The 11,827-nt window shown below is 65.8% G+C and carries 9 protein-coding genes; 1 reads left to right on the forward strand and 8 read right to left on the reverse strand.

Features of this window, described 5'->3' with window-relative positions; translation table 11 throughout:
- Positions 1-15: 15 nt before the first annotated feature.
- The 5 genes from Q0044_RS16055 to Q0044_RS16075 form a co-directional block, all read right to left on the reverse strand.
- Positions 16-531, reverse strand: a complete 516-nt coding sequence (locus Q0044_RS16055; protein ID WP_298163478.1) for a lipocalin family protein — start codon at positions 529-531, stop codon at positions 16-18.
- Positions 524-1,336 (reverse strand): DUF1365 domain-containing protein, encoded by an 813-nt coding sequence (locus Q0044_RS16060; RefSeq protein WP_298163479.1) that lies wholly within the window; start codon positions 1,334-1,336, stop codon positions 524-526. The genes Q0044_RS16055 and Q0044_RS16060 overlap by 8 nt, the downstream gene beginning before the upstream one ends.
- Positions 1,336-2,694 carry an NAD(P)/FAD-dependent oxidoreductase gene (locus Q0044_RS16065; protein ID WP_298163481.1) on the reverse strand — a complete coding sequence of 453 codons (1,359 nt, stop codon included), beginning with the start codon at positions 2,692-2,694 and terminating at the stop codon, positions 1,336-1,338. Before Q0044_RS16065 ends, Q0044_RS16060 begins: the two co-directional genes overlap by 1 nt.
- Before the next feature lie 35 nt (positions 2,695-2,729).
- Positions 2,730-3,968, reverse strand: a complete 1,239-nt coding sequence (locus Q0044_RS16070) for an SAM-dependent methyltransferase (protein WP_298163483.1) — start codon at positions 3,966-3,968, stop codon at positions 2,730-2,732.
- Positions 3,969-4,345: 377 nt separating this feature from the next.
- On the reverse strand, positions 4,346-5,665 hold the full coding sequence (locus Q0044_RS16075) for a serine hydrolase domain-containing protein (protein WP_298163484.1): 1,320 nt from the start codon (positions 5,663-5,665) through the stop codon (positions 4,346-4,348).
- A 167-nt stretch (positions 5,666-5,832) separates the two neighbouring features.
- Between Q0044_RS16075 and Q0044_RS16080 the strand changes: the two genes are divergently transcribed.
- Complete coding sequence (locus Q0044_RS16080) at positions 5,833-7,185, forward strand: spinster family MFS transporter (RefSeq protein WP_298163488.1); 1,353 nt, start codon at positions 5,833-5,835, stop codon at positions 7,183-7,185.
- A 273-nt stretch (positions 7,186-7,458) separates the two neighbouring features.
- On the opposite strand, the gene Q0044_RS16085 is transcribed toward Q0044_RS16080, so the two are convergent.
- The 3 genes from Q0044_RS16085 to Q0044_RS16095 form a co-directional block, all read right to left on the reverse strand.
- A complete protein-coding gene (locus tag Q0044_RS16085) occupies positions 7,459-9,615 on the reverse strand; it encodes a TonB-dependent receptor (protein WP_298163539.1) in 2,157 nt (718 codons plus the stop codon).
- A gap of 660 nt (positions 9,616-10,275) precedes the next feature.
- Complete coding sequence (locus Q0044_RS16090) at positions 10,276-10,665, reverse strand: nuclear transport factor 2 family protein (protein ID WP_298163490.1); 390 nt, start codon at positions 10,663-10,665, stop codon at positions 10,276-10,278.
- 112 nt (positions 10,666-10,777) lie between these two features.
- Positions 10,778-11,740, reverse strand: coding sequence for an SDR family NAD(P)-dependent oxidoreductase (locus Q0044_RS16095; protein WP_298163492.1), 963 nt, complete (start codon positions 11,738-11,740; stop codon positions 10,778-10,780).
- Positions 11,741-11,827: the final 87 nt, after the last annotated feature.

Raw genomic sequence — 11,827 nt, forward strand, 5'->3', positions numbered from 1 at the left:
TGTGGTCCTTCAGAGTCAGCGCTGGATCAGTTGGCGGGTCGGCAGGCCGAGCTCGGCCATCCGGTTGCGCAGTCGGGTCTGTTCGGCCGCACTGATCGTCGGGCTGCGCGACAGCAGGGCCGGGAACCGGCCGTCGGCCGTGGTGGCGATCATCCAGCTGTAGTCGGGAGCGACATCGATCACCCAGTAGCGCTGGCGGATCAGGCCCGCGAAGAAGCTGGCCTCGAACTTGGCGTTGGTCGTGGTGTCGGTGACGCGGGCGCGGGTGTTGATGGTGGTGACGCGACCGTCTCGGGTTCCTTGTCGACAGGTCTGGCTGATCGAGAAGTCGTTCGGCGCGCGGCGGCTCCAGACCTGGCTCGCGGCCCAGCAGTCGCGCTGGTGATCATTCGGGGTGCGCAGGATCTCGTGCCAACGGCCCATGAAGCGGTCGAGGTCAATCGTGCGTCGGGGTTCCGGCGCCTGGGCGGATGCGGTCGTCGCGATCATCAGCATGAGGGCGGCCGCGAGCGGCAGGGTGAATCTAGGCATGTCGGGCTCCGGCGGAGGGTTCAGACGGTCCCCCGACCGTGACGGGATAGGCGGGCGTGATCCCGCCCCGCAGACGCAGACCCTTGAGCGCAAGGCGGATCGCCTCCCAGTGGATGCCGGCGATGACCTTCAGCGTCAGCAGGGGATGGCTCAGCCAGGCGCGACGCAGATTGGCGTCGGTCAGTGGGGTCCGTACGCCCGAAAACCCGGTCAGAAGCATCGGGCCCTCGGCGTCGTCCACGGTGATGGAGACGCGGGTGATTTCATCTGCCACGCCTTCGGGGGGATCGACCTCGAACCGGTAGGTCAGGTCCATGTCCATGAAGGGCGAGACGTGGAAGGCCTTGTCGACCGCCTGACGCACCGGCCCTGAGGCGGCACCGACCGGCATCAGGTAGGAATGACGGCCGCCGAAGGTGTTGGACACCTCGTAGAGGATGGCGGTCAGCCGGTCGTCTTCGGCGTGGCAGAAATAGACGCTGATCGGGTTGAAGCCGTAGCCCAGGATACGGGGCAGGGTCAGAAGCTGGACCCGGCCGCCGGCGGGGATGCCGGCGTCACGCAGTCTCTGTTCGATCTGCACCTTGAGAGGGGTTTCGGAGCCGTCGCCATGGTCGGCCTGGCGCAGGGTCATCAGTCCGAAACGGCCGGCGCCGAGCCAGCGCAATCGGCCGATGAGATCGTCCCATTCATCCAGATCGACCAGCAGCATGAAGAGGCGGTAGCGCAGGGCGTGGACTTTCGGGCGCAGGCGGCGATGGAACACCGGCCCCGTGTAGATCCCGGATCGCAGGCCCGCCGACATCAGGCGGCCAGGGTCTGGACGCCGGGGACGGGCAGGGGGATGCGGCCGCTCTCGTTCTCGACGGTCCAGGGTCTGCGGACGCCGCCGATGTCTTCGGCGACGGCCAGTCCGGCCTGGAGTCCATCCTCGTGGAAGCCGGAGCCGAACCAGGCCCCGCAGAACCAGGTGTTGTTCCGTCCCTGAAGCGCGCCCAGGGACCGCTGGGCCTCCATCGCCGCGGCGTTGAAGATCGGATGGTCGAATTCGCGGTCGGCCAGGACCAGAGCGGGATCGGGGTCACGCTCCGGGTTCAGGGTCACGAACAGATCCGGCCCCGGCAGCTCCTGCAACAGGTTCATCCAGTAGGTGACGCTGGCGGCGCCGTCCGAACCGGCATGGCCGGCGCCGACATAGTTCCAGGCGGCCCAGGCACCGGGCCGCCGCGGCATGAAGCTGCGGTCGCGGTGCAGGACGACGCGGTTGCGACCGTAGGCCATGGGCTGGAGCAGGCGACGCTCGTCCGCGCCCGGGTTCGCCAGCAGGGCCAGGGCCTGATCCGAATGGACGGCCAGGACGACCGCGTCGAATCGCTCCGCCCCGTCGCGGGTATGAAGGGTCGCCCCGTCCTGGTCGCGTTCGATGCGCGTGACCGGCGTGTTCAGGCGCACCTGTCCCCGGAAGTCCGCGGCGAGCGCCTCGACATACCGACGGCTTCCTCCGGCCACCGTGCGCCAGGTCGGCTTCATGTCGACCTCGAGCAGGCGGTGGTTGCGATAGAAGCGGATGAAGGCGGCGGCCGGGTAGTCGGCCATCTGCTGCGGCGTGGACGACCAGATCGCCGCAGCCTGGGGCAAAAGGTGCAGGTCGCGGAAGGCCTGGCTGTATTTGCGGTCGTCAAGGTAGCTGCCCAGGGAGCACAGGGACCGGTCCAGTTCGGCCAGGTCGCCTGCGGCGGTGCGGTGGAACCGCATCAGATCCAGGAGCATGCCCAGGAACCGGGGGCTGGCCAGGTTGCGCTTCTGGGCGAACAGGCCGCGCGCGCCGTGGCTGGAGTATTCGAAGCCGCCCGAGCTCATCGAGACGGCGAAGGACATGTGGGCCGCCTTGCTCTCGACGCCGAGGTTGTCGAGCAGGGCGGTGAAGTTCGGATAGTTCGGTTCGTTGTAGACGATGAAGCCGGTGTCTACAGCGACGGGGCCGTCCAGCGACGGGGCGTCGACCGTGCAGGAGTGACCGCCGAGACGATCCTCCGCCTCGAACAGAACCACGTCGTGACCGCGTGACAACAGCCAGGCCGCCGAAAGTCCCGAGATCCCCGCGCCGACCACTGCAATGCGCCGCCCGGGGCCGGTGGTCGGGTCGAGTGTACGGTCGAACATGGAACTGCCTGTCATCAAGCCCGGGATATCAACAGCTACGCTTGAACGGTCGCACTGGATGCCGATCCGTCGCGGGACAAGGTCATGTGGACGACGTCCGTGCGGCCCGAGCGGAAGCCGGCCTCGCAGTAGGCGAGGTAGTAGCGCCAGAGGTGGCGGAACCGTTCGTCCTTTGTGGCGGCGGCGCCGGTGTCGAAGGCGATCCGCCAGCGGCGCAGGGTTTCCGCATAGTCCGCCCCGAAGCGGCGTACCACCTCACCCTCCAGTCCGGCGGCACCGATCGCACGCGCCAGCCGCGGTTCGGACGGCAGCATCCCGCCCGGGAAGACATACATCTGGATGAAGTCGGGACGCCGCCGGTAGGTCGCGAGCAGGTCGTCCCGGATCGTGATGATCTGCAGACCCGCCCGGCCGCCGGGCGCAAGCCGGGCGCGGACGGTTTCGAAGAAGGTCGGCCAGTAGGCCTCGCCCACCGCCTCGAACATTTCGACGGAGACGACGCGATCGAAGGTCCCCTGGACGTCGCGGTAGTCGATCAGCTGGATCGAGACCCGATCGTCGAGCCCGGTCCCGGCGATGCGCTGCTCGGCGAAGGCCTTCTGGGAGGGCGACAGGGTGATGGCGGTGACGCGCACTCCGCGTTCTCTCGCCAGATACTCTGCGAATCCGCCCCAGCCGCAGCCGATCTCCAGCACCGACTGGCCCGGCTGGATGTCGGCGGCGTCCGCCAGGGCGGCGTATTTGGCGTGCTGGGCGGCTTCGAGGGTCTGGTCCGGCGCGTCGAAGAGGGCGGAGGAGTAGGTCATCCCCCGGTCCAGCCACTGGGCGTAGAAGTCGTTGCCGAGGTCATAGTGGGCGACGATGTTCCGCCGCGACCCCTTGCGGGTGTTCGACGAGAAGGCATGGCGGACCGCATCGATCGCACGCGCAACGGGATTGCCACCTACAAGCCGGCCGAGATGGTCGTAATTGTCGGCGAAGGCGAGAAGGAGGGCGGGCAGGTCGGGCGTGTCCCAGTCTCCGGCGACATAGCCTTCGGCAAACCCGATATCCCCGCGCCGGACCATCCGCGAGAAAGCCCGCCAGTGCCGGATGCGCCAGACAATCGTCTGCGGGGACGCTGGGCCGACCTCCATCGTGCGTCCCGCCGGATCGACAATCATCAGCCGGCCGACCCGCCATAGCGACGAGAGGGCCCGCATGAGCGGACCGGCCCAGGGCGGCCTGGCCTCGCCATATGAAGCGGTCTCGATCACGCCCGGAGTGTCGGTCATCATTCATCCTGTTCGATCGCCGAAGCGCCGGCGACGACCCCATATCATGCAGGAGCATGCGGTGGAGCCTGTCGCGCCGTCTTTGGTTGAGCTTGGTGATATACGCGGGTGCGAAACGATCGGATGCGGCCGGACAAGCGCCCTCGCCGGTTTGATCCGGGGCCCGCCTCAACCCCTGCGGCCGGGACGGACTGAAGCAGAGGCGAATCCGACCCGACGTCGCCCGAACCTGCGGGCCCGGGTTGACGGTCGGGAGCTGCGCTTGCCCAGCCGGCGACCAGGAGCGTCTAGACGGGCCCCCCGTTTCTCATCCAGCCACAGCGACGGTTCCGTGGTCGGGCCGTATTCCCTGATGGCAGGCGTTCACGGCCGGTCGGTCAGCGGGCCGCGGCCGTCGCTATAAGGTGGTCGCTGATCGCCTGGTAGGCCGGTAGAGAGGTCGGATCGATAAGGGCGTTCCCGGCATTGGGGCCGGACGCGAAGCGCACAATGGTCATTTCGGCTTTCGGATCTACGTAGCAGGCTTGGCCGAAGACGCCGCGCGCCATGAAGGCGCCGTTCGGATTGTGCGAGACCCACCACTGGTCGTGATAGCTCCAACCGGGCAGGGTCTCGTAACCGCCAAAGACGAAGGCGGCGGGATCGCCCCCCGACTGAATGTCGGCAACGACGGTCTCGGGTACAATCTGGCGACCGTTGAAGCGGCCGCGATTTCTCATCATTTCGCAGAACCGGCCGAAGTCCCGAAGCTGCAGGTTGAGCCCCCCGGCTGCGTAGCCGGCTCCGTTCGAACCGACCTGGATATAGGCGTCGCGCTCCATTCCCATCGGTCGCCAGAAGCGTTCGCTCATGACCTCGGCGAGGGTCATGCGGCTGACGCGTGAGACCAGCCAGCCTGCGACCTCTGTGTTGACGGACTTGTAGTGGAACTCCCGTCCGTGCTCGCCGGCCTTTTTCAGGGTCTTCAGGTAGTCATAGCCGGTGGTTGGTCCCGAGTATCCCGGAGGTCGGGGCAGCATCCCGACCGCACGGACAAAGTGGAAGGCGTCGGAGTCCGGATCGGTATAGACCTCGGTGTAGGCGAGGCCGGTGGTCATATCGAGCACCTGACCCACCGTGGCGTCGGCAAAGGCGCTGTCAGCCAGTTCGGGCAGGTACTGCGTGACCAGGGCGTCGCGATCGAGCCGGTCCTCAGCGATCAGCATCGCCGCCAGGGTTCCAACAAACGACTTGGTCACCGAGTGGGCGAGGTGCTGTCCCTGCGCCGTCAGGGCCCCGAAATAGCGCTCATAGACGATCTCGCCCCTGTGCATGACCAGGATGCCGTCGGTGTAGTTGGCGGCCAGGGACTGTTCCCAGGTCATGGGCGTCGCGGCCCCCATCGGGGTGAAGGTGACGGCGTCGAGGTCAGCGCGCAGCGCCACGGGCAGGACGCTGACCGGACCGTCGCCGCGCGAGATCTCGGCTGTCGGCATCAGTTCGCGCCAGTGCGAGAAGCTCCAGCGGATCTGGGGAAAGCGCAGGAGGCTCTGATCCTCGAACCGGATCAACCGGTCGGGTGACGGGGGCGAGCCGACCATCCAGCCGAGGGTGACCGGATCCGTGGCCGCGGCGTCCGGAATTCCCGACATAGACTGGGCGCTGGCGAGCGTGGGGGTCAGGAGGGCCGCTGCCATCATGATCGGCCAGTGCTTCATCGCGGCTTCCCGATTGTTGCTGGTCGAAGGCTATCGGAACGGTCTGCTTGCGTAAACAGACTTGCATGACATCAGACTATGTCATGTCCCTCGCGCGCCGTCGGCGAAATGACTTGCAATCTTGGACCAAAAGCAAAATCATTCTGCAAAACAAATCTGGAAACGTCATGGATCAGGCTGCTCGAACGTACCGGCCAGGGGCGAATCCGGGTGAGGCCGGCTGGCCGAACCCCTCGCGGGCGTGGGCCACGGTTTTCGTCCTGATGGCCGCCTATGCGCTGGCCTTCGTTGACCGTCAGATCCTGACGTTGCTGGTCGAGCCGGTACGCCGGGACCTCAACATCAACGACACCCAGTTCAGCCTCCTGAGCGGTCTCGCCTTCACGCTGTTCTATACCGTCATGGGGTTGCCGTTCGCATGGCTGGCGGATCGGAGTTCGCGCCGCAACCTGATCATCGCCAGCATCGGATTCTGGTCTCTCATGACCGCGGCGTGTGGCATGGCCAGCAGCTTTCTGACGCTGTTCCTGGCGCGTATCGGGGTCGGCGTGGGCGAAGCCGGGCTTTCACCGGCGGCCTATTCCATGATCGCGGACAATTTTCCGCCCGCCCGCCGCGCGCGGCCGCTCGGAGTCTATGCCATCGGCTCGATCTGCGGGGTAGGGCTCGCCCTGATCATCGGCGGGGCCGTCATTCAGTGGGCCATGACCGCGCCGCCGGTCAGCCTGCCCCTGCTGGGTGAGTTGAAGAGCTGGCAGCTGGCGTTCCTGATCGTCAGTGTCCCGGGGCCGATCCTGATGCTGGCCATGCTGCCTCTGCACGAGCCGAAGCGACAGGAGAAGGCGCTGGCGGACGGCGAGACGCGGCCGTCGTTCGTCGCCTTCCTGCGTCGTCGCTGGCAACCCTTCACCCTGCTGTCTCTTGGCTATTCCCTGATCGGCGTCTCGGTGGCCGCCTATCTGACCTGGACCCCCGCCTTCATGGCCCGGCGCTTCGGCTGGGAGATGAGTCAGGTCGGCGCAGCCTACGGAACCGTTCTTCTGATCTTCGGAACCGGCGGGATACTCGTCGGCGGATGGTGGTCTGACCGGATGGCGGCGCGAGGGGCCCCGGATGCCGTTCTGAGAGCCGCCATGGCGGGCGCCGCTCTCGCCCTGCCTTTCGCACTGGGCGCACCATTTGCCCCGAACGGGACGCTGGCGATGTCGATGATCGCGGCCATGTCGTTTGCATTCGGCCTGACCCAGGGGCTGCCGGCGCCGAGCCTCCAGGCCATTGCACCGAACCGCCTGCGGGCGAGGGTCATGGCCCTCTACCTGCTCATTGGCAACATCGTCGCCTTCACGGTCGGTCCGACCGGCGTGGCGCTGATCAGCGACTATTGGCTGAAGGACTCCGCACGGATCGGCGTCGCCGTGGCGATCATGTCCGCCGTGGTGGTGCCACTTGGATTGCTGTCCCTGCTCGCGGCCCGCAAGAGTTTCATCGAGGCATCGGCGTTCGAGTCCGGCGAGGGCTGACGCCTTCGTCCCGGCGGACCACCTCGGGACGGTCCGTCCCCGGCGCCTGTCAGGCCGCCGGTCAGTCACTGTAACGTCCGCCGGATGCCCTGCATGGGCCGCTGCAGGGGCTCTGCGCGCCGGCCTGACCGGCGGCTCCGACGGTTCCGGGCGGCGGCAGGGAAGCGACCTTGTCGACAGTCGCGCAGACGTTCCTGCGACCAAAGAAAAACGCCCGCGATGCTCCTGTCGGAGGATCGCGGGCGAAGTCGGTCGGGACGGAAGGACTTCTGATCAGAAGGCGTAGCTCAGATCGACGCCATAGGTTCGGGGGGCGCCGTAGTAGTTCATCAGGTCGCCGAAGAAGGTCTGGGCAGCGACGGCATAGAGCTCGTCCGTCAGGTTCTTGCCCCAGACCGTTACGTTCCAGTCGGCATTGGGCGGCTGGAACCGCAGCGACGCGTCAAGCAGGCCGAACGGCTCCTGGCGGATGGTATTGTTGGGCGTCCAGAAGCTCTCGCCCGTCTGGGTGTAGTTCGCCTTCAGGCTGAAGGCCCGCGTCAAAGCGCCCTGTCCAAAATCGTAGGAGAAGCCGACGTTGAACTTGTTCTCGGGCGAGCGCTGGATGCGATTTCCGCTGAAGACCACGCCGGCGGAGCTGACGAAGTCAACATATTCAGAGTCGATCAGCGAGCCGGAGGCGTTGATCAGCAGGTCATCGGTTACGGCCCAGGTCAGCTCGGCCTCAAACCCCCTGATATCAGCCGCGCCGGCGTTGCTGGTGACGGTGCACAGGCATTCGAGGATCAACTGCTGGGACTGGAGGTTGGTGTAGTCCATCTGGAAGGCCGCGACGTTCAGACGGACGCGGTTGTCGAACAGGTCGGTCTTGGCGCCGATTTCGTAGTTGATCACCTCTTCGGGATCGTAACCGATGAGGGCCCCGGCCCTTGTGCCGGGGATGTGGTCCCAGCCGCCTCCCTTGAAGCCCTTGCCGGCGCTGGCATAGATCATGATGTCGTCGTTGGGCCGGTACTCGATGATGCCCTGCGGTGTGAAGGCGTCCCATTCGTCGCTGTAGTCGACGGTAAAGCTCTGCCCTGCGGCGAGGATCAGCGCTGCGACGCACAGGCCGTCGCCGCCATCACTGAGGCAGCGGGCAACCCGGTGTCCGCCCTTTTCGTCCCGTGTGAACCGCGCCCCGATCGTGGCGGTCAACTGATCGGTCAGCTCGTAACTGACCTGGCCGAAGACAGCCATCGTGTCGAGTTCAGCCGCGTTGGTGTAGAGATACTCGCCGCTCAGCGCTGCAATGGTCGTGTTGGTGGTGGCCTTGTTGGCATCGAAGCGCTCGACATTGTCGTGCTGGATGAAGGCGCCGAGAATCCAGCTGAAGCGGCTGTCAGGATTGTTTGACACCAGACGAACTTCCTGGGCCAGCGTCTCGGGCTCATCCTCGGCGAAGTAGAAGGTGTCAGCCAGGCCCGGGGGTGAACCCACTCCCAGCTGGTTGAAGCCCATTTCGCCGGACGAGTTGCGGTAGCCCGTGATCGCGGTCAGGCGCGCCCAGTCGAAGTCGTAGTCGATCCTAAAGCTGGCGCCGAAGGTCGTGCGGTTGGAATAGTCGCGCTGGGGGCTCAGGCTTTCGCGTGGACCCAGGCCTCGCGCGTTTCGGAAGGCGGTCACCGCGCCGATGCCTGCGGTGAAGGGATCGTCTGTCATGGTCCGGGCGCCGGGGGTCGCCTTGGACGAGCCGTAGTCCACGGTCAGCAGGGCCCGGAGCGGACTGTCATCCGGCCGGTACAGAAACTCGGCCCGGGCCTGATGCGCCGTCAGATCGTCCATGTCGTAGTTGAGCAGGGCATTGCGACCATAGCCGTCACGGTTGCGGACCTGGAAAGCGAAACGGCCGGCCAGTTCGCTGGTCAGCGGGCCGGTCATATAGCCGTCAGCGTTGAAGGCGTTGTAGTTGCCGAGCCCAGCCGTTATCCGCCCGGACGGGTCGAAGCTTGGCTTGTTGGTGACGACGCTGATGGCGCCCCCGACCACGTTCTTGCCCAGAAGCACCCCCTGGGGGCCGCGGATAACCTCGATGCGTTCGAGGTCGTAAAAGTCGGTAAAGGCCGACCCCATGCGCGAGATGTAGACTTCGTCCACGAACACCCCGACCGATGGCTCGGCGCTGGCGTCGATGATCCGGACGCTGGTGATGCCGCGAATATTCAGTTCCTTTCCGAGCGGGGTTCCCTCGGTCATGCTGAAGGACGGCACACTGCCTGACAGGCTGCTGAGGTCGACAATCCGTTGCCGGTCGAGGGTTTCACTGGTCACGGCCGTAATCGCGCTGGGCACGTCCTGCAGCCGGCGTTCGCGACGGTCCGCCGTGACGATGACGTCCTCGATTGCGGTCGCGGTTTCGGCCGGACCGGTCTGCGGTCCCGTCTGAGCCATCGCGGACAAGGGGACTGCACACAGGGCCGTCAGTGAAGTGGACGCAAGGCAAGCCAAGGTAAGTTTGCGCATTCGATTTCCCTCCCAGGGCTTCGCCCTTTTTGTTGATCCCCAAACCGACGAGATCGTCGGTCATCGGCCATTCCGGCGCGACGTGGCACGTCCGTCGGATGGTGCAGAAAGGAGGGACCTTGAAGATCCCACCAAGCTTCACGGTGCCGACAGTCCGGCAATAAATCCATAATTGCAAGTCTGTGAATTGAGCGGTCGGGCCCAACTTGCGTCAGCAGACTTTTCCCAAGTTTCCTCAATGTCTTGTGACTGTTGTGCGCTGCAAAATGACTGATCTGGGTGTTGGGAGGCGGCCGATCGGCCGCTCGCGCTCTCGCGAATCCGGTCTCCGGATCCGCATGGACCTGACCGGCCTGGTCGTCGTTGATGAGGGAGAAATTCGCGACCTTGTCGTGCGATCATCGACGGAGCCGGCCACCGGCCAGGCCCCTTGGCCGGGGCCCTCGGCGCTGCTTCCCGACAGTCTCATTTTTCCGCAGGACAGGGCCGGAGAAGGGGCTCGCGAGTCGCGTGACTGTCCGTCAGCCGGCCGACCGAGATGGGGTTTGCGGCACCATCCATTTTGAAGGCGGGTGCCGCGATCGCAACCTAGCCCTTGATGTCCTTCAGCACGGCGGCCTGGGCCGGATCAAGATACTCGTCCAGCCGTGTGATCAGACCGTCTTTCATCTGGACGACGCAGCAGGCGGCCATGCGGAACGGGCGGCCGTCAGGCAGGGTGGCCTCCAGAACATGCTGCTGAATCCAGCCATCGTGGAGGATCTCACGGCGGAGGATGTTGTACGTCCGGACCGGTAGCTTGCGATGCATCCAGGCCAGCGTCCTGAGGTTCTCGTCGACCGACTGTTCGTAGTCGTCGAAATTGTGCCAGATCCTCGCGTCCGGGGCATAGAAGGCGCGCGCAGCCTCACTGTCGCCGCGCTCAAGAGCCGCCGAGAAGCGGTCCGAGAATTCGTGAATGTCCTTGTCGTCACTCATGTTTGACTCCGAGGTGCAATGAGGGCCCGGTACTGGCATCAAGCCAGGCGTCGGTTGCGACATCCGGGCATCGGGTGACCCGTCCCTGTCCGTGAAGCTCCGGGCTCCGCCGTCAAACGGCCAGGCGCTTTCGATCTGCTTCGAGGAAGGCGACCACCTCGGCGACCGATGTGCGCGGGTTTCGCGTGTGCGGATAGGCGTGGGCGGTTCGCGGTTTGCGGTCGAACCAGATCTCATCGACGACCTCGGGCGGGCGGGTCGCCGCCAGCCAGTCGATCGTATCGGCGCCCTCGTGGTCGTTGCGGAGGATGGGGGCCAGGATCTTGCGGAACTTGGGAAGGCTGGTCTTGACCCCGGCGGTGTCCGCCCAGCCGGGGTGAACAGCGTAGGTCCTGATCCTGTCGGAGGCCCAGGCGGCCCGCCAGTGCTCAGCCAGGGCCAGCTGCGCCCGTTTGTGGGCGGCGTAGGCGGCGAAGCCGTTGAAATGCGCCTCGGGAATGTTCAGCAGCTTTTTGTTGAGGCCAAGGTTGTACAGGCCGCCGGATACGACGTTGATGACGGCCGCCCCCGGCTTCAGCGCGCCGGCTGCGTGAAGATCCTCGGTGAGGATCCAGTGGCCCAGCAAGTTGGTGGCGTAGGAGGTCTCCAGCCCTTCGGGCGTCGCCTCGAAGTGGCGCATCAACAGGCCGACGTTGTTGACGAGGACGTCGAACTGCAGCGCCGCGATCCCGGGACGTTTCGACAGGGCGGCGACGGCGGCCATCGATGACAGGTCGCAGGTGACGGGCATGATCGATCCCGGTCCCCCGGCCTCGCGGACAAGGTCGGCCAGCGCCTTCACATTGCGGCCGACGGCGTAGACGGTGGCACCCTTGGCGGCGGCCCGCAGGGCCGTGGCCTTGCCCAGTCCGCCGGTCGCCCCGGTGACGAGCCAGGTCTGATCTGAATAGTCGGCCTTGACCGGCTTGAACGGCAGGCCGCGCGCGACATAGCCGACGCGGGTGAAGGACGGGGCGAAGCGGGCGTAGAAATTGACCGACTTCATCAGAGCCTGCCAGAAGGGGGGCTCGGCCATGGGCGACTCTCCACGCGACCCACCGTCGCTTGCGTAAACACACTAAACGTTCAGCGACACTTGGCAAGCAACTTGCGTTTCTGGACT

This window comes from Brevundimonas sp. (assembly GCF_027484365.1).
Taxonomy (GTDB): Bacteria; Pseudomonadota; Alphaproteobacteria; order Caulobacterales; family Caulobacteraceae; genus Brevundimonas.